A 19,637-nucleotide genomic window follows, 5' to 3' on the forward strand; every position below is an offset into this window, starting at 1 on the left:
AAAAAGCCAACTAGCGCTTCAATCCAATCTGACCGCGGAAAAGTCATGCTCATGCGCATCGCGTGACATGTATCGGCTGAAAGCTGCCAGAAGGGAGGTTGCAAAGGGCTCTCGGACACGACCGCAACGTCGTACTTTGTAGACGAAGCTCCCTTTCTCATAGCTCCCGAAATTGCGGAATGCCGTCGCCGGCGCTACGGGGGGCAAAAGATAACCAGCAAGCTCCGTTGCTCGATCATCTCCATTCGCAGTTCGGGTAGCCTCGATCTTAGTGGCGACGGACTTGTAACCTTTCTTCAATCGCTTCGCGCGTTCGTCCCAAGCTATGCTTGCAAATCCTTCAAATGCCTCCGACGCGAGCGCATTGATCTCACATTTTCCATCAGGCCGCAGCACAGCCAAATCAAGCACCTTCAGATCAACCGGGGTTGCGTCCGCGAAGCTGACGAACGCGGATTGCAAGCCGCCATGATCGAAACGCTCTAGCATGAAGCCAAGGCCCGGCTTAATCGCAGGCGGTTCGCCAAGCAGGCCCTTTTTCACCGGCGCCAGAACCGCGACCTTGAAGTTCTCCTCATAGGCACGGTCTCCTTTCTTCCGCACCATGAGATCACATGGCTGTCCAATGAGAACCCAAAGTTTGAGGCTCCTAGAGCCGCCGACCTCGAACAAATCCCCATTGCGGAGCGGGTCGCGGAAAGAGTTTATCAGCTCTCCGGTCTCGTAGAGCTCGCCGAAACGGAGTTTCGCCAAGCGCTTACTGGCCTCCTCCGGTAATGCACGCGCTACGTCTACCACCTTCTGAACGGTTCTGGCGGCAGTCAAAAAGCTCGACAGACTCTGTCTTTGAAGGATTTCATTTTTGACACGATCCTTCTGAACGATGGAGTATAGTCGAAGTAATGTCTCCAACTCGCTTACGCCTTCCTCACCAGAGGACTTGACGATCATGTGCTCGAAATCGATCGGGTCCAGATTCTTAAACTCGACGAGAGCCCCTTCAAGCGCTCGGTCGAAAGCCCCCGTCGCGATCGACTTCATTTTCTCGGTATAGATGTTGATCACCGTCCGATAGACGGCTCCATAGAAGGCATCGCCATCTCGAAGGTTTTGCTTCGAAATTGGCATAAAGAGTTCAAGGCTGAGTTCCTCCTTGGCCGCCAGTTCGCGCCAGGTTGAGACCTCGGTCCCTCTATCAAGGGTGTGAGACAGAATTCCGCAGAACCAGCGCATGCCGAAAGCAGCACGATCCTGATCAGCCAACGCCGCAATGATTTGCGTGCCTTTGGTGGAGCCAAGAGCGGCGTCGCTATCCAAGTCTTGGTCGAAGAGGAACAGGGTACGAGCGTTGACGGTGCAGGCAGTCAGCAACGCCTCACGCCTTTCTGCCCATTGCGCCGGTGTGAGATAGTCGATTGGGAAATCCGCTGGAGCTAAGTCGCTTACCGCTTGTGGAATATTAATATCCGCGGCCTCTGGGCTGATCACTGACAACGCGGCGCTCAACGCATCGCGCGCGTTTCCCTCTAACGGCTCCAGCAGCGCCGTAACTTGCTCGAATCGATTAGTGTTGGCTTCGCTGAGATCAACATTTGGGAAATAAGGTGACACTGCATGAACTGCATCCGGCACGTTATCTAGGATCCGGGTGATCAACGCGGCATCGAGCGGCTTCTGCAGTTCGTCGTCAACGACGACAATCTTTCGAATTTGCAACTCTTGGAAAAGCGCGAGCAAGCGCTCGCCGACACTGGGCTTCGCCGCCTCGGCCGCTACTTCGTCATCAGGTGCAAGGGGGACGACCGCACCGCCTTCAGCGGGAAGAGGCGCCGCTGCTACCGGTTCGATTGGAACCTCTTTATTAGCCACGACCGACACTCGCCAGATCGACTTCAAAGATAAAGCGGCGCCCATCGGCGTTTCGGTCCGGCAGAAGCGTTATCTGGCCGCCAATAGACTCCATGATTTGCGCATTGATAAACAACCCGAGCCCCCTCCCTTGCTGTTTGGACTTAAGTGTGACGAATGGCTCAAATAGCGCTTCTTCTACCGACTTCTCGACACCAGGTCCGTTGTCTGACACATGCAACCGATAAGGTTCATATTCGACGACTATCTCTGGCCGAAAATTCGGGTCTCTTTTTGCAGTTTCTTTCAGCCAATACTCCGAGTTAAGCAGTAAATTGTCTAGGACTTGTAACATTCGTCCCCGATTCGTCTCAATATCAAAATTACTGCCCGTGAGCCTTAGCGAGCAACTGAAATCGTCACCCTCCCAGCGCGTTTTGAAATGTTCCTTTAGCTCCTTCAGGAGGGAGCTTATTTCGATCACTTCTATTTTGTCTCTTTGATAACGTAGCGATGGTCCGAGATGCCCCACCAACCGACGTAGCGCCGATACTGTCGAGGTTACTTCTTGGCCGAATTGGACGAGATCCCGGTTTTGAGGACGCGCCGTTTGTCCTTTCTTGATCGCCCCCGACGCCTGCTGCATCAGTCTATCGGTCTGGTTTTGAACTTCATGGGAAAGCGTTTCGGCGACGAGGCCGAGGCCTGCCAATTCCGTGAAATCATTGAGTTGGTCGGACATAACGTCCAGCCTAGGGGCGAGCGAGCCCACAATGTCCGCTAGAGCCCGAGCTTGTACGGCGTATTCTTCCATTTCACTGAAAAGCGCGGTTGAAGACTCGAGCGCCGCATTGGCCTCTGTTAGGAGATCTGAAAGCTCCCTCTCGGCGGCAGAGGACAGTATTGGGGTTTTGTGGATGCGGTCCGTGACTTTTTGAATTCGTTCACGCGCGGACACTGCTCCACCGGATAAAGAGATGGCTCGCTCTGTGTAGGATGCGAGACGTTCGGCGACGCTAGACGCATCGGCGACCGTTTTCTCTGTGGGACCCAGTGGCCGAGCTTTATCCGCGATCTCCCGCCTATATTCATTGAACGTTCGCCTGATCGTCTCGTAAAGATCGCTAACGGTCTTAGGTATTTGCATGACGAGACGCTGAAAATTTTGTGACCATGGATTGGACACAAATCCCTCGCGATCAGTCTTCTCCTTCAGGTTTGAATTGTTTTCTTCCGATATGAGGACGAAGCCGAGAACGTTCTGCGGGCGTAGCCCATAGTAGGATCCCGCGCTGGTCCACCCTGCGCCCAAGCGAAGCCAGTCTTGGCCGTTAATGCCGTAAGGCCTAATACCAAAGCCGTCGCGGAAGACCTTGATGCCGGCTTGTCGTTTGACGATTTTCTGCACCTCGTTTGCATTCGTCAGGCCGGCAAGCTTAACCGTCGTTGGATCGTGTCGTAGCAAGAATTCGTCAATTTCGCCCGAGAAGGGACCAGGGTCGGCGGTAACACGACGATCGTCTCCGTTTGCAGACGCAATGGTATCGACGTCGCCCAATGAGGAGAGTGCGACACTGTAGCTGAAGGTTGCAAAACGCACTTTGTCGTCAGGATAGTGCAGAGACACCGGCAGCGGTTTCTTCAGAAGATAGTCGAAAAATGCGCGGCCATGGTCGCGCGAAATCAGTGCGCTGAAAGCATCCGGATCATTCCCCAAGAGCTTGGCGAGCCTAATTTCACCGTCAATTGTGAGCTGGCCTTCAAGAAACTTGAAAAAGAACCGCCCGACAGCTGCACTCCTTACCCGCTGCGATACCTGACCTAAGTCAATTGGCCGCCCATTGATCTTGAGCGTCACCAGGAACGGGCGAGCCTCAGGAAAAGGAGAGATTATTTGAGAGAGATCTGTGACCAGCTGGTCTGCTGCGCTCCCTTCCCAAACATTGGGATTGCGGAGGCCAGATATCGCCAAGAGCGTGCCTTTGGCTCTCTCCGGTTCGGTCTTCGTCTCGATTGAAACCGGCACGTCGCTGAGTTTGCGATTGTCCGTAAAAGAGGCCCAGGAAAAGGACACCCGGGAGCTGCCACCGCTTCCGTCTTTTCGGGTGACCATCTCAAGGTTCTCCCCGAGCTTCTGGGTGCTAAGACGTCCAAGGCCCTTGTCCCCAAGTGGCGTGCGTCCCTTGGGTGTCTTCCCTCCATTTGATTTCATTTGGCGTTTGGTCGAGAGCGAGATCATCAGCCAGCCGCTTTTGATCTCCCCCTCGTTCATTCCGAAGCCGTCGTCTTCGATCGTAACGAACCCGCGAGCGTTGGGATATTTGGTCGTCGCTGCCGGGAGGAAATCTTTCGTGTTTACTGCGACGTTCGCATAAGTCGCATCGGCATCGTATGCGTTTTTGACGAGCTCGACGATTGCTGTCACCTCGTCGGAGACAAGCTCTTCGCCGAGTTGCCGCACGACTGCAGCGCTGACATCGAAATGAGGCTGGTCCACCATGTTATTGATCGATCTTGCGAACCAGCAGGATCCTCTCCTCGCGCATGGTCGCCGAGCTGGCATTGCGGTCAGGCATGCGTTTGTGATGAATTGTTCTGGTCAATATCTTCAAGACCAAACATCCCTGCTCTTCGAGCAGCTCTTGCAACACAATATCAGTTGGCACCTGCTTGCCGCCGATGTTCCGATTGCCCACTGTCCACACCATATACGCATTGGCTTTTGCCGCATTGGCAATGCTCACAAGGCTGGCCGCGAAATCGCCGTAGAAACGGAGGAGCCGCTTTCGACCATCCGCCGGACTGCAAGGGAGATTGTCCGCAAAATCCCTCAGCGTTACAGAAGACGCAAGAAGACGCTCCTCAGCCCAGCTGTTGTCGTGCAAAATGCCTCCAAGACTTCGCCTATCAATCTCGTGCGTAGTGCGCAGCGTTTCACGATCGGCTGCGGAATCGATATCTTGGAAATCGATCCAATGCAGCGGCAGGTAAGAATGTTGCCCGTAGGTAACAGTAGTTAGATTATCACCGTATGGTGGAGATGTCATAATAAGGTCAAATGACTTATCCCCAAACTTATCGGAAATTTCACGAGTATCCCCACTATTTACTTCCGTCACGCCGACATATTTTCCAGATTTTACGCGAGACCGGCGGCGCAGCTCCGCTCGAAATTCCAAAAAGCTTTCCGCATTGACGGCCCCTATCTCGAGGAACATTGAAATAGGTGAGAGAATACGCTTTGCGATGTCTTCGGCAGCTCTAGCATGCAATTTGTAGGTCGACGTTCGATCGTTGCTGGTCAGGCGCACCGTCTCCGCTAGTGTGACCCAAAGAAACCGACGGACCCAAAGATTCGATTGTCGACGGATTGCGCGACGCAGGCGAGATAGTTCAACGCTGACAGAGGCTTGGAACCACTTCTCCCGGTTCATAAGTTCGCATTCGATGCTCTCCCGTCGGTCTGAGGCTGCTTCTCGCGCGACTTGGCCTACAATCGCTCCGATGGTGAATTCAGTACAACGAGCGGTTCGAACTCTGCTGATAAGGACGGCAAGGGGATTTACATCGTTACCGTAGACATCGAGCCCGAAATGCATACCTGAGACAAGAGAGGTGCCGGAGCCGACAAACGGATCGTACATCGACCGTATCGACGGCTTTGCCTCCAAAATGGATGCCAAGAGGCGGCGCTGCACAAGGGGCACCATCATGGCCGGATATTGAAAGATGCAGTGAGCACTGTCGCGCCTGTCGCGATCCTTCAACGACCAAAAGTCTTCGTCGGTCTCATGATCCTTGATCAGTTTCAAAAGACGATTATCTGTTAATTCGTCCAATTCCCGAGTGGGAGGCGTATGGCTTATGGGTCGGTGGAGATTCATTTGGCAAGGTCCCCCAAAACTATATGGGCGCCTGGCCACCGTTGTCGCGAACATCACTTTCGCAGCACGTACTCCCGCCCTTAGCTTACGCGTTTTAGCGGAAAAAGCGACTCTGTGAAGGCGAAATCGGTTCTCGATCGATTCAGCTTCACTATATTCATCGATCTTGCCGGCGTGGCCGGAACGCCGCAAGACAACGGCGCGCACAAGCATTTGGAATTTATGCCGCTATCCATTTACCGAACGGCTCTTGCTATCCGTTGCGTCTCGTTGGCGCAAATGGGCGTCGCCCAGCCTTAGAAAGGCGCTCCCTGATCGTAGTGGAGAGCTGGATCGGGAAATTTGGACAGGGGTTATAAGTGGAATTTCTGCCTGAACACGGCATAGAAGGAGGAGAGACCATGACGAAACGCCCCCGCCGTAATCACAGCCCTGAGTTCAAGGCGAAAGTTGCGCTTGCTGCAATCCGCGGCGAGCGGACCCTTATCGAGCTGTCGCAGCAATTCGATGTGCATCCCAACCAGATCAAGCAATGGAAGGACCTTCTCCTGGAGGGAGCATCTGGGGTGTTTGGCGCGGATGCGAAAGCCGAACCGGCGGCACCGATCGTGGACGTGAAGACGCTGCATGCGAAGATCGGCGAACTGACGCTGGAGAACGATTTTTTAGAGGGAGCGCTCAACAAGGCCGGGCTGTTGGGCGCAAAGAAATGATCGACCACAACCACGCTCTGTCGCTCACCCGGCAGGCCCGCGCGCTCGGGATCAGCCGGGGCAGCGTCTATTATCTGCCGCGACCTCCCTCGGCCGCCGATCTTGCGCTGATGCGCCGGATCGACAGATTGCATCTCGACTACCCCTTTGCGGGAAGCCGGATGCTGCAAGGGCTTTTGAATGCGGAGGGCCACAGCGTTGGCCGGCGTCACGTCGCCACGCTGATGAGGAAGATGGGCATCGAGGCTCTTTACCGTCGCCCCAACACCTCGAAGCCGACGCCGGGCCACAAGGTCTATCCCTACCTCTTGCGCAATCTGCCGGTCATCCGACCCAACCAGGCCTGGGCGATGGACATCACCTACTTCCCGATGGCGCGGGGCTTCGTCTATCTGGCCGCCGTCGTCGATTGGTTCAGCCGACGCGTGCTGGCCTGGCGGCTGTCGATCACGTTGGAGGCCGCGTTCTGCATCGAGGCCGTCGAAGAGGCGCTGGCCCGATACGGCACGCCCGACATCTTCAACACTGACCAGGGAAGCCAGTTCACCTCCATCGACTTCATCAAGACCCTGACGGATGCCGACGTGAAAATCAGCATGGACGGAAAAGGGGCCTGGCGCGACAACGTCTTCGTCGAGCGGCTATGGAGGACTATCAAATATGAGGAGGTCTACCTGCATGCCTGTACCAGCGTGCCGGAGGCCCGCACCGCGATCGCCCGGTATCTGATCTTTTACAATACCAGACGTCCTCATTCATCGCTTGACCGGAAGACCCCGGATCAGGCCTACTTCAACACGCCGAAGCCAATCCTCGCAGCGGCATGACAGAGGCAGAAACCCACTTACAAAACCCCGCCAAACTGTTCAGACAAACGAAGCCAGCTCTTTGCATCACACCAAGCCGCTCACCTGGAACAGGCTTCGCGACACTAATCCCATAGCGCGTGGCCGCGTCAGCGGGTTCGCTCAATCCGGCTCACATGGGGGTGTTAGGGTCAAGGGGGATTTCAGCGGCACATATGCAAAACTCCTATGGCTCTATTCCGGTATCCAGGTCCGAGCCCGATTCCCTGACTTGGTCGTTTCCGCACCAGGTCAAACTCACATTCGGTCGTCGCGCCAAGCGACTGCACCAATATCCCGCTTGCGGCGGGCAAGGCTCAAGAGGACGAGACCCTTCTTAAATTCGGCTGTTTAAGCCATGCCGGATTTCGATTCGTCCGCCTGGATCCGCCGAGACTGATCGGGTCTCGGTAGATTGCTTCAATCCATTCAGATTATCTTCGAGGCGCTCTTCACGATGGCGCCTTCGATGACAACGCCGGCGTTCACATATTTCCACAGAGCGACCAGCAGCTTTCTCGCCAACGCGACGATCGTCGTCTTGCGCAGGCGTCCGTCGTTGCGTTTGACGCGGTCATGGAACCAACGCGCCAGGGCCGAACCCGGCTGATGTCGCAGCCACAGCCATGCAAGTTGGACCATTGTTGTCCGCAGACGCGGATTGCCGGCTTTGGACACGCCTTGCTCGCGCGCGACCGATCCGCTTTGCCAGGGCGTTGGCGCCAACCCTGCGTAAGCCGCGATCTGCCTTCGGTTGTCGAAGCTCCGATAAAGCCCTTCTGACTATAGAACGGCGGCAAATTCCGGACCGATCCCTCTCAGTTCGATCAACATCGTCTTTGGCGCCGGTGTTCCTTGGATCTTTACTGTCGGGGCGAGCAAGGCGTCCCGCTCAGCCTCGACGGCCTTGATCTGCGCGATCAGAAGCTCAAGCCGATCAAGTTCACGGCTGACCTGACCCTTGAGATGCGGCGGCAACGGACGTCCATCGCCGGTCTTCAACTCATCGAGCCGCTGCCGTCGGTTGCAGCGCAACGGCTCGTAGCCGGAGACTCCCTGGCAGAACAGCAAACCTTTGATCCGGTTGACATGCTGAATCCGCTCGACGGTCAGCGTCTTGCGCTCACGGCAAAGGCGGCGGCTATCTTCATCTTCGGGTGTCGGCGCCCTAACCATTGCGCAGACGCGCGGTTCGCCGCGCTTGTAAGCCAGCAGCGCGCGAACCAAAGCCTCGCCGTCAATCCTATCGGTCTTGGCCCGTCGCCGGCGGCGTGAGGTCGCAATCGAGGCCGGATCGACAACGTAGCTTTCGATCTGTTCGCTCCGCAGCGAGCGATGGATCCAGAAATCCGTCCAGTCCCGCCTCCTGAATGACGATGATCGGGAACGATTTCCCCATCCGCGCGAACGCCTTTTCCCTGAGCTCCGAAAAGCGCGCCAGCAGCGCAGCGATGTCTCCAGCCGATACGCTGTGCTTCGACATCTTCTCGCCACCGCCGGGCGACAACGACGTGATCAGCCAAGTTGAACGGCTAAGTTCCAATGAGACGAAAATGGCGCCAAGATTGGTTCGGATAACGGTCGGTTCTTCGCGGTCGGGATCGAGTGACATTGGTCGCCTCCAGGTTGAGCGGATATGCGTCCTCAGTCTGCCTGCTGAGCTGGTCGCTATCCACGCCCCATGGGATCTTCAATGAGGTCGCGCATCGCGCCAAGCCAGACCATCACCGCCGCGCGACCTCACAGAACCCTCCAGATTCCCCTTTTGGCTTGATTGTGATTCATGTGGACGGCCCCCGTTGAGCAAGAAGATTCTGACAATGGCAATACTGAAGCGGTCAGGTTCATTCATGTGTTCGGCCTGTTTTGTGCGGCCTCAGGCCGCTGGCCATGATGTGTCGGTGGATCAGGCCCTCATCAAGCTGCCGCGCTGCGACGCGCGTTGAATCACTCAGGTTCTCCCGATCCCCGGCTTGACCGGATCTGCATCACTGATGTCTTCTCCTGCCCAAACTGCATGTCATTTCGTGCGACAGTCGGTTACCCTCGAGCCATTGACGGCGTCGCGCGGTAGTTTTCCTCACGCGCCATCACCGCCCAGGCGATCCGCGCTACCTTGTTGGCGACAGTGACTGTGACCAGCCGTGCCGGCTTACGCTCGAGCAACTGGTTCGCCCAAGCACTGACGGCCGTTGCTTTTCGCCGCGTGTATCGGATGACCGCCGTGGCGCCGACGACGAGGAGATGCCGCAAATAGCGATCTCCCATCTTCGAGATTCCTCCCATCCTGTCTTTGCCCCCGGAGGAATGTTGTTTTGGAACAAGGCCGAGCCAAGCAGCGAATTGACGACCGGAGCGGAAGACCTTTGCGTCGACGACGGTGGCAGCAAGGGCGGTCGCCGTGATGAAGCCGATTCCGGGTATGGTTGAAAGCCGCCGGCAGACCTGGTTCGTGCGATACCACCCTAGAAGCTCGATCTCGATCTTCCGGATTTGCGCGCCAAGCCCCTCCATCGTTCGGGCGAGGAGAATAAGAACTTGCCGCGCCATCGCGGGGAGCGGCCCATCGCCCTTGTCAAGAGCTTCGATTAGACCGCGAACATGGGCCCGGCCCTTCGGTGCGACGACGCCATACTCGGCCAGATGCGCCCGCATCGCACTGATTTGCGCTGTGCGCTGCCGAACCAAGAGGTGGCGAGCCCGATGAAGCATCAGAATGCTCTGGGCATCCGCCGATTTGACAGCCACGAACCGCATTGTCGGTCGCATCACCGCCTCGCAGATTGCTTCCGCGTCGGCCGCATCGTTCTTGTTGCGCTTGACGTAGGCCTTTACGTAAGCTGGCGGCATCAACTTGACCACATGCCCAAGTGCAATCAGCTCCCGCGCCCAATGGTGCGCCGTCGCGCAGGCCTCCATGCCGATGAGGCATGGGTCGATATCGCGAAGCAACGGAATAAGCTGATCGCGCCGAACTTTTCGACGGAGCACCGCGTTTCCTGCATTATCGACGCCGTGAACTTGAAAGACGTTCTTGGCGATATCCAATCCGATCGTGATAACTTGCATGCGGACGGTTCCTTCCTTCTGATGGTCCTTTGACAACGCCATCCTGGCACATCGCGATGCCGCTGGGTCGGGGGCCGTCCACATGGGGTAATCGCGGGAGCGAGTCGCCCAGAGAACCAATCATATCCTTGGAAGGTGGCTGTTCCCCGATAAGATGGAAATACGGGCTCACGACCTGACGCCGGGCCCAAGCATCTGATGGAGAACAGCCATGGAAGAATATATCGGTCTCGACGTGTCGATGAAAGAGACAGCGGTGTCGATCCGACGTGAAGGCAAGCGGGTCTGGCGCGGGAAGTGCGCTTCCGATCCAAAACTCATTGCCCACCTTATCCAAAAACGCGCACCGTCCGCCAAACGAGTGGTGTTCGAAACCGGCCCCTTATCCGTGTGGTTCTATCATGCGCTCCGCGCGGAGGGGTTGCCTGCGATCTGCATCGATGCTCGCCATGCCAAAGCAGCACTCGACATGGCCGCGAATAAAACCGACGCGAACGACGCCGACGGTTTGGCGCATCTTGCAGAGGTGGGCTTCTTTCGTGAGGTGCGAGTGAAAGGGTTTGACAGCATGCTGACCCGCACGCTCGTGGCGGCACGCACCAGGCTGGTCAGGATCACGACCGAGCTCTCAAACCAGATCCGGGGACTCATGAAGACGTTCGGATTACTCGTTCCCGCGGGCAAGGGAAGCACGTTCGAGAAGAATGTCCGCATCCTCCTTGTCGATCAGGAAGGGCTCGCTCCTATCGTGCTGCCGATCCTGGAAGCTTGGCGCAGCATGCGCATCCGCGCCGCTGAGCTCGGGCGTCAGCTCGTCGCCGGCGCGCGCCAAGCCAAGCGTGTCAGATCCTCATGTCGATCCCCGGCGTCGGCGCGATCACCGCGACCTCCTTCGCGACCGCCGTTGAGGATCCCGACAACTTTATGAGGTCCCGCTCCGTCGGTGCCTGGCTTGGCCTGACGACCCGGCGATACCAATCGGGAGAGGTCGACTATGATGGCCACATATCTCGACGGGGCGATCGCCATCTCCGGGGGCTTCCTCTACGAAGCTGCGACGGCCATCCTGACCCGCAGCTCGGCCGAAAGCGGCCTGCGGACATGGGGCCTCAAACTCAGGGAGAGAGTTGGCTTCAAGCGAGCTGCCGTTGCCGTGGCACGCAAACTGGCGGTGACGATGCACGCGATGCTCAAAACCGGCGCGCTCTTCGATCGGACCGCCGGAGCCACCGAATGATGGCTTGACAATAGCGTTCGGTTTCGAGCGCGCTGAGACGTCCCTGCCGGGACGTGGGCAGAGCCATTCCGCTTGTTGGGGTGCACCGCTGGCTCAGCAGAGTGCGTCGTCCACATTTGAAGGCTCCTCCCGCGAAGCTCCATCATGCGGCGACCGATGTCGACCGCGAAGACGACCCTGCACCCGGCATACGCGTCTCACAAAGGTGCTTGACTCTGCCACCGCGATTAGACGACCCCATCAAGCTTTGGATGGAACGATTTGTGCTGACGGACGCCCAATGGGCGAAGATGGAACCGCATTGTCTGGGTAAACCAGCCGATCCCGGACGAAGTGGTGGCGATAATCGCCGCTTCATCGAAGCCTTGCTTTGGGTTGTGCGCACAGGAAGTCGGTGGCGCGACCTTCCAGCCTTCTTCGGAAGCTGGAACACCGTTTTCAAGCGATACCGCGATTGGGTCAAAGCTGATGTTTTCATTCGGCTTTTCGAGGCCTGTTCGGATGAACCGGACATGGAATACGCCATGGTTGATGCCACCATCGTCAAGGTCCATCGCCACGGACAGGGCGCAAAAGGGGGACTCAAAGCCAGGCCATGGGCCGCTCCAAGGGCGGCATGACCACCAAAATCCTGGCACTCACCGATGCGCTTGGCAATCTTGTGCGCTTTGTTCTTTTGCCCGGCCAGCGGTTCGATACGGTGGGTGTCGCACCGCTCATCGATGGTGTCTGTTTCGGCGGCTTGATCGCCGACAAAGCCTTCGACAGCAACACCATCATTGCCGACCTGAATGAGCGCGGCGCCAAGATCGTTATTTCACAGCACTCACGTCGCACTTTTCCCCTGCCGCTCGACAAGGAACTCTACAAATGGCGCCATTTGATCGAGAACTTCTTCTGCAAGCTCAAGGAATTCAAGCGTATCGCCATGCGTGCCGACAAAGCCGACCAGAGCTTTGCAGCCTTCATCAATCTCGCAGCGGCCGTCATAAACTCACGATGAATCTCAACAAGCCTTAGGGAGATATAGGCTATCGTGACGATTTAATGGCTTGGGTGCGGATTCGAAACTCGGTCCCGTTCGGGGAGCAAATCGAATTGAACGCTGGCTTTGGGTCAGCGACAGGGAGTGAAGGTGTGCCACGCGCGCGAGGCTCAAGGGCTGGATACGGTATCGGTTGATCTCCTGCGCGGCATCTTACTCAATAGCTCTGACAAATAATCCGGATCTGGTGCAATGTTCCAAGCGTGGGCCTGGCAGTTTCCCTGCCGTACCTCAAGAATGCAAATATGTCCGGTGGCGACCTTGCCACCCCGAAGTTCCAATTTTCCCTTGAGTGTATTGCCGACGAGCCGCAGGAAGTAGCGTAGCACCCCGCTGCTGGTTACGGCGAGGACCGCTCTATCCTTTCCCGTTCGGGTGACGTTCTCCACAAATGTCGTGACGCCATGTGCCAACGTGGACTCGGGAGGGCTCCAACCAGGCGATTCCGGCCACGCGCCGCTGCGTTCCCACGCCTCCAATTCCTCCCTCCCGAATTGAGTTATGATTTCCTGGCTGCTCAAACCCTCCCATGCACCATAATCTATCTCGGCTAGCCTCGAATCGACAATCGGTACGGGCGCGCCACCGATCCGCTCCACAATGATCTCGGCATACTGACGCGTGCGCCGCAGGGGTCCGCAATAAAGCCCACCGAGCGTAGCACCCGCCTGGCAAAGGGCGTTGCCGAGATGCTGGGCTTGGCGGCAGCCCTCTGCCGTGAGCGCGAGGTCGGTTCTGCGGCCGACCCACGCGACCTTGTCGCCGGGCCCAAACGTGTTGCCGTGGCGGCTGAGAATAAGCTTCATGGATGATCGCCTCGTCTTGCAGATACTCCCGCCGATCGGGGCTGGCGGGGTTGCCTCAAGCCGCAACGAGATCGCCTTCTTCGGCGATGATCGCCTCAACGCGCTTCAAATCATCCGGACTGTCGACAGCCCAGTGAGTCCGGCCGCCATAGTCGACTTCAACCACCCGGATAGGAATCCCATGCTCAAGCGCGCGCAATTGCTCAAGCTTCTCAGAACGCTCGAGGGGACCGTGTTCGAGACTGACATATCGGCACAGGGTTTCGTAGCGGTACGCGTAGAGGCCGATATGACGAAAGACTGGCAAGGGATTCGTATCATTACCTTGTCCGTCATTGCGCACGAACGGGATGATGGATTTCGAGAAATAGAGGGCGTTTCCGCGCCGGTCAAAAGTCACTGTTGTGCCTCCGACCTCGCCGTGCCCTTTGGCCGTGCGCATAGCGTCATAACTGCGCTTGTCCATCCGGACCGCGGCAGTAGCGATCTCCACCGACGGGTCCCGGCGCATCTCATCGATCAGAGCGGCAATGACCCAGGGCGGCGTGAGAACAGCGTCACCCTGGAGATTTACCACGACGGCCGGCGTCGTGGCGAGCATCTTCGCTGCGGACAGCACCCGCTCGGTACCGTTTGTGCATTCCTTCGGGGTTATCACCACGTTACCGCCAAAGCTTCGAACATGCTCGGCGATGCGCTCATCGTCAGTGGCAACGCAGACGACATCTGCGCCAGCTGCGGCACAGGCCAAAGACCAAACACGATTGATCATCGTCCGGCCAGTGATCGTCGCAAGCGGCTTGCCGAAGAGGCGGCTCGACCCGTAGCGGGCTGGGATGATGATAGCGATTGGGCTCGAAACACTGGGCATTTTTCCCCACTCTCAGAAATACAAAGGATCAATAGACGAGGTTGCGGAATTCCTTGACGCGATGGAACGTGATCAGGTTCGTGTATTGAGGATCCCTCCCCTCGTCATCCCCTGACCGGCACACCACGAGAAGATCATTGCCGTCGACCGCCATGCTCGCGTAGTTCCGTGCGTGACGCTCGATCTGACCCGCGGCGACAAGTCCGGCAAAGCACCAGTCGAGGCAGTTTCTGGAGAAGTGAAGTTGCAGTCTATGGCGCTCATTGTTCGGCAAATTGTAGCGCGCCTCCGACATGTGAGTAAGGCGCACCATAGAGTCGGTCGCTTGTGAACTCAGCAACCAGTAGAGCCGCGTCTTGTCATCATAAAGCAAAAAGAATTTCAGATGGCCTCCCGGAAGTGGAACGAAGAGCGCCCTTTTCCCCGACGGCATGGTTTCTAATGCCGTGGTCAGGCGACCATCAGCCTGCTCAATGACCTTCGCCACGGCGGCATAGCCCGTTCCGCCCGTGTTGGTGCGCAAAAAGAGGTGCAATGTCCGCCCGGCCGGATCGTGCCACAGATGTGCGGGATCGTGGAACCGAACGATATTCGGTTCAAGCCAGCCCATCGGTGCACACAGGCGTCCCGCTCCGAGCTGGGCCGGACCTCGGGCTGGCGTGCTATAGAACGGAATCCCAAACAAATCGATATCGCTGGACGAGACTATCTCGTTGAACGCAAGGGACTCCGAGATAGTCCAGCTCATGGGGTCAAGGAGATCGTGGTCGATTCTCGCTCGGAACACCCGCGGTGCCAAACCGGCTGTATTCCATCCTTCGATTGCAAGATCGCGCCGCTCGTCCAAGGCGAGGTAGAGATACCCATTGGTGTAGTGGACGTTGCAGGACGAGCCGTGCCATTTCATATTTGAGGTTAGTGCGACCGGCGCGCTCCACGTCTCCCCTTCATCGTCGGAGGCTATGATCATAACGTCGCCGGCATGACCAAGGATGTAGAGCCGCCCGCCAGCCACGAACGGGCGGGCATGCCAGAATGGAAACCTGCATCGCTCGGCCCAGGAACGCCCCCGATCGTCGGACACATGGACCATGCCCATTCCGAAGCGAGTACCACGGTCGCGAGATCCCTTCGGTCCGAGGAGCTCCCTGATCCCGTCACCGCCGAGATCAAAGGTCGCTATCACTCTGCGGCCCACCGTGACGGCAATGCCCGGCGTGTAGCAGTAGACATCTTGAGGCCGCTCGGATCGGTAGACGATCTCGAAGTCATCCGCCAAGGCGCGCATCATCGACGTCCTGCTGTGATGCAGACTGCGGCCAAGGGCAACGACGCCAGACCGTCCCTTGAATGATTGCCAGCATAAGGTCTCATCACTCAAGGTAGCTTAACGACGTCCTGGCGGGATATCAGCCCGACGAACCGCTCCTGGTCATCGTGCACTGGCAGCAGCTCGATTTCGTGCTGACGGAAGAGCTGCGCGGCTTGATCGAGAAATGCGTGCCCGGAAATTGCGGTGAGCGGCGGCTGCATGTGTCGCTTCACCGGATCATTCAGGTCGAGAATTGCGCCGCGGTCTACTAATCGGCCGATGGACTCCCCAATCAAGATCCCGGCGACCTTGCTTCGCTCGCAGAGCACTGCGCCGACGCCCAACTTTCGGGGCGCGCGGCACATCGACAAGAGCGCCAGAGACAGTGGCGTATCTGGCCGGAAGACAGGAATTGCTTCAAGCGGCCACATTAGGTCGCGCACTCGCATCAGTTCCCATCCGAGACTTCCACCCGGGTGAAGACGAGCGAAATCCTGACGCGTGAACCCCCGCCGCTCCTGCAGGACAAGTGCTAGGGCATCCCCCATTGCCGCCATAGCAATGGTCGAGGTGGTCGGTGCAAGACCAAGCGCGCACGCTTCCTGCATCGGTCCAATGTCGACTACCAAATCGGCGACCCGCGCCAGTGACGAGTTGGCGCTTCCCGTCATCACGGCAACCATGACGGGAAGCTGACGGACAGCGCGGATGAACTGCATAAGTTCAGCAGTCTCACCAGAATTGGAGAGCGCAATGATGACATCTCCGGCATGCACGCGCCCAATATCTCCATGCAAGGCGTCGACCGGGTCGAGCGTGATCGATCGAGTGCCAGTCGATGTGAGAATTGCGGAGATCTTTTCTCCAACCAGTCGCGACTTGCCGATACCACATACGATCACTATGCCAGTTGAGGAAAGGATGTAATCCACGAGCGAGCAGACATGCTCGTCGATCCTGTTTGAAAGGATTTCCAATGCGGCAGCCTCATGGCGGATGATGGCCCTTGCCCGCTCAAGCATGGCCATTTTGCTGTCACATTCGGTATATTGCTGAGCAGGATCTCCCTGCGGACGCAGGACTATACGCTTGGGGTTAACAATTGCCATGATGCCAGCCTCTATTCTAAGTGGCGATTTTCGTCTCTCGCCGTGAGGTCGAATGGGTCGGCAGTATGGGGGATAAATCAGGAAACGGGCGTGACCTTTTGATTAATTTAGTGCTGCAGCTTCGTAAACTGATCGGTCCCTATCGCTTCCACGAATCCTCGACGGCAGCATCGCCAGAAACCTCCGATCTGACAGAGAGATATGGGTGTGCACGTTATAGACCAGGGACGATATAGACTAAGCGAGACTAGGTTTAAATGGATATCAAAAGGGAGTAACATTATATAACGCGAATTGCACAAAGCAGTCTTTTGTCGATACGCGAAAATGACATAATCGCTACAGAATTTTTGATTTATGGACGATGCGGTGGTGATAAAGGGGGATTTCAGACAAATGCCCTTAGGTGTCGGCTCGGCCAAGCTTTGCAATACCGGCTTTTTGCCGCCTGAAGAAACCAAAGTTAGCATAAGCGCCAATGCTCACTCCCACGGCGCTTTCAGCGGCCTAAGTGCAGATGAGAGGGGCTAGGCAGACAGCGAACGGCGAACGTCTGGCGACCGAGCCCTTCCTCACAAAGCAAAACGAGACTGGGAGGCGCACATGCTTGCGCAACGGACAAGTCATGCGGCTGCCGCGCTCAGAGCCCAGCGCCATACCTCGCTTCAGATGCCACACGTCTAGCGAGCGGGTAACATTCTTGGTGAGGCAGTCGGTAACAAAATTACGTCAACACGCTGGGGACTATTGCTCCGGCACTGACAGAAGGCCGCTGGGTAGCGATTGTCACCGGCTACGTGCGTGGGATCGGCGCGGGTTTATCGACGGCGCCTAACGCTGTAGAAATCGTGGCGGCCCATGGCCGCAGTGACGAAGCCGGCCAAAGCGCTCCGCTAACCGGTATGCGACCTACAAATGCGATTTATCAATTTTCGAGATCTATGTTGCCGGTGTCGCGCAAGTCCCCGATCGACCTCATCATAGAGCGACGGGCGTTGACGGGTCTGGCGGTGCTTCGGCTCCGGGTGGCTGTTCAGGACACGGATTTCGGACTCTTCGTGATACCCCGTCGCCGCAATGAACTCCTCCAAGATCGGGCGCTTGTCCCCTAGTCGTTGCGGCTGCATAGCGATCCCGACCACATTGGCCAGTTGCGTGAACTTAACTGGCGCGCTCGGTCCCTCCGTCAACGGGGCAACCATTCCCGACGAAGCGCCTTACGACGCCACGCATAGGGTTGCGACGGGTCCAGTCCCTAAGAACGCGCAATCGCGGACACATTGGCCCCCGGCGAGAGCACGTCCGCGACAAGCCGTCCCTTCTCTTCATCCGACCAATGTCGCGGATTGCGCTGAGCCTGCAAAGGCTCCGCAGTCAGAATCTCGAATGTTCGACGATCACACTGTCGCTCACAGGATTCTCCGCATGATTCACAGAGAACGCCCGCTCAGCGGCCTCAAAACTACGTGGGGTAGCCTACGCGCTTACTCTTTACGAATGTGAAGATTAAATGAATTCTCCGTTACATCGCGGTCTCTTAAGGATATTCATGGCGTCTGCTGCAGATTCATCGGCTTTGGTCGCTGAACGTTTCTTTCACGAACTCTTATCACTATTGTCACATCGAATACGGTAAGGTTCATCCGTTTAGTAATGGCGCGCTGAAAATGCTGCGTTCAGCGTTTCAAGATTGTCTGGAGCGTCTCATGATCGGAACACCACTTGAAGGAGTGAGAGTTCTCAGCCTCGCGGAACAGTATCCTGGTCCGTATGCAACTCTGCTGCTGGCAGACTTAGGCGCAGAGGTGACTCTCATCGAGAGGCCCAACGGTGGTGATCCCGCTCGCAAGCTCAAAAGCCTCTTTTCCTCGCTGAGCCGAAACAAGCGAAGTATTGTCCTCGATCTCAAGTCAGCGGCCGGTCAGAACTCGTTATTCGAGTTGAGCAGAACTGCGGACGTCCTAATCGAAGGCTACAGGCCAGACGCAATGAAAAACCTCGGATTGAGCTACGCCGAGCTCAGCCCGAAGAATCGCCGTCTGATATATCTCTCATTGACCGGCTTCGGTCAAAATGGCCCTTACCGCCGGCGCCCGGTTCACGACCTCTCCTGCCAAGGCTTAGCCGGGGTTTTATTTAAGCAGGTTCGAACCGGACTCATTGAGAAACCGTTCCAATTGCCCGTCGCCGATCTCGCCTCGGGTACACTTGCGGCATTTGGTGTGGTCTCGGCTCTACTGGCGCGGGAGCGAACCGGGCACGGCTGCTACATCGATCTGGCTATGACCGATAGCCTGGTATCATGGATGACCGCGTCTCACTACGCGACCTTAAACGGAAGACCAATGGCGGAGGTGTACGAGGAGGAACCAGCTTATGGGACGTTCGTTTGTGCAGACAATAAGATGATTACGCTGAGCATCGCTAACGAAGATCACTACTGGCAGGCTTTGTGTCAAAGTACTGGTGTGGTACATCTCGCCTCGGCAAGCCATCAGGACCGCGTGGAACACGCGGTTGACTATCGCGCGCAACTTGCCGCCGCGATCGCAAAGCAAACGCAAGCCGCGTGGGCAGATCTTTTCGACGCTGTCGAAATTCCTTGGGGGCATGTGCATGACCTAGATGATGTGGCAAGAGATCCACAGCTGCGCACACGAGACCTATTTGTCCGGCTTGGCCTCGAAAAAGGCGGTGAATGGCACGTGAACCAACCGCTACGATTCGACTGTTACAAAACCGGGATTCGGATTCCCCCCCCTCAACTCGGTGAGCACACTCAAGAAATTCTGTCCCGTTGCAAATCAAGCGCGACCGCGCTCCCTGGAGAGAGCAAATGACCGCCAGAATTGATCAGTCGCAGTCTGCCTCCCCTACTCCTTCCTCTCGATAGCTTTA

At 57.0% G+C, this 19,637-nt stretch carries 10 protein-coding genes and 3 pseudogenes; 4 read left to right on the top strand and 9 right to left on the bottom strand.

Features of this window, described 5'->3' with window-relative positions:
* Nucleotides 1–18: 18 nt before the first annotated feature.
* The 3 genes from HNQ71_RS31240 to HNQ71_RS31250 are packed head-to-tail and all read right to left on the bottom strand — an operon-like array spanning nt 19 to nt 5,660.
* Nucleotides 19–1,914: a hypothetical protein gene (locus HNQ71_RS31240; RefSeq protein ID WP_184877785.1), complete on the bottom strand. Its 1,896-nt coding sequence runs from the start codon at nt 1,912–1,914 to the stop codon at nt 19–21.
* Nucleotides 1,862–4,348, bottom strand: a complete 2,487-nt coding sequence (locus tag HNQ71_RS31245) for an ATP-binding protein (protein WP_184877787.1) — start codon at nt 4,346–4,348, stop codon at nt 1,862–1,864. The genes HNQ71_RS31240 and HNQ71_RS31245 overlap by 53 nt, the downstream gene beginning before the upstream one ends.
* A 1-nt stretch (nt 4,349) precedes the next feature.
* On the bottom strand, nt 4,350–5,660 hold the full coding sequence (locus HNQ71_RS31250) for a TRM11 family methyltransferase (protein WP_184877789.1): 1,311 nt from the start codon (nt 5,658–5,660) through the stop codon (nt 4,350–4,352).
* A gap of 473 nt (nt 5,661–6,133) precedes the next feature.
* On the opposite strand from HNQ71_RS31250, the gene HNQ71_RS31255 reads away from it, so the two are divergent.
* Nucleotides 6,134–7,272, top strand: a protein-coding gene (locus tag HNQ71_RS31255) for an IS3 family transposase (protein ID WP_425492288.1) whose coding sequence is annotated in 2 segments (ribosomal slippage) — nt 6,134–6,401 and nt 6,401–7,272 — 1,140 coding nt in all. Because the reading frame shifts where the segments join, the coding sequence is not laid out codon by codon here.
* 447 nt (nt 7,273–7,719) lie between these two features.
* On the opposite strand, the pseudogene HNQ71_RS31260 reads toward HNQ71_RS31255, so the two are convergent.
* Together HNQ71_RS31260 and HNQ71_RS31265 are read right to left on the bottom strand one after the other, a co-directional pair.
* Nucleotides 7,720–8,902, bottom strand: a pseudogene (locus HNQ71_RS31260) (IS110 family RNA-guided transposase).
* A gap of 428 nt (nt 8,903–9,330) precedes the next feature.
* Entirely contained in the window at nt 9,331–10,359 is a 1,029-nt protein-coding gene (locus tag HNQ71_RS31265; RefSeq protein WP_184877793.1) for an IS110 family RNA-guided transposase, read from the bottom strand.
* A 211-nt stretch (nt 10,360–10,570) separates the two neighbouring features.
* On the opposite strand from HNQ71_RS31265, the pseudogene HNQ71_RS31270 reads away from it, so the two are divergent.
* Nucleotides 10,571–11,596, top strand: a pseudogene (locus HNQ71_RS31270) (IS110 family RNA-guided transposase).
* Between the two features lie 290 nt (nt 11,597–11,886).
* Nucleotides 11,887–12,599 (top strand): annotated as a pseudogene (locus HNQ71_RS31275) (IS5 family transposase).
* A 152-nt stretch (nt 12,600–12,751) separates the two neighbouring features.
* On the opposite strand, the gene HNQ71_RS31280 reads toward HNQ71_RS31275, so the two are convergent.
* The 4 genes from HNQ71_RS31280 to HNQ71_RS31295 all read right to left on the bottom strand — a co-directional run bounded on the left by HNQ71_RS31280 (nt 12,752) and on the right by HNQ71_RS31295 (nt 16,739).
* The gene (locus HNQ71_RS31280) at nt 12,752–13,447 is read right to left on the bottom strand and encodes a histidine phosphatase family protein (RefSeq protein WP_184877797.1); all 696 of its coding nucleotides are present in this window, start codon (nt 13,445–13,447) and stop codon (nt 12,752–12,754) included.
* 55 nt (nt 13,448–13,502) lie between these two features.
* On the bottom strand, nt 13,503–14,318 hold the full coding sequence (gene kdsB, locus HNQ71_RS31285; protein WP_184877799.1) for a 3-deoxy-manno-octulosonate cytidylyltransferase: 816 nt from the start codon (nt 14,316–14,318) through the stop codon (nt 13,503–13,505).
* A 28-nt stretch (nt 14,319–14,346) separates the two neighbouring features.
* Nucleotides 14,347–15,609: a sialidase family protein gene (locus HNQ71_RS31290; protein ID WP_184877801.1), complete on the bottom strand. Its 1,263-nt coding sequence runs from the start codon at nt 15,607–15,609 to the stop codon at nt 14,347–14,349.
* Nucleotides 15,610–15,695: 86 nt separating this feature from the next.
* A complete protein-coding gene (locus HNQ71_RS31295) occupies nt 15,696–16,739 on the bottom strand; it encodes a KpsF/GutQ family sugar-phosphate isomerase (RefSeq protein ID WP_184877803.1) in 1,044 nt (347 codons plus the stop codon).
* A gap of 1,706 nt (nt 16,740–18,445) precedes the next feature.
* Here HNQ71_RS31295 and HNQ71_RS31305 point away from each other — a divergent pair.
* On the top strand, nt 18,446–19,579 hold the full coding sequence (locus HNQ71_RS31305) for a CaiB/BaiF CoA transferase family protein (protein WP_184877805.1): 1,134 nt from the start codon (nt 18,446–18,448) through the stop codon (nt 19,577–19,579).
* Nucleotides 19,580–19,637 lie beyond the last annotated feature (58 nt).

The sequence above is a fragment of the Mesorhizobium sangaii genome (assembly GCF_014207355.1).
GTDB lineage: Bacteria > Pseudomonadota > Alphaproteobacteria > Rhizobiales > Rhizobiaceae > Mesorhizobium > Mesorhizobium sangaii.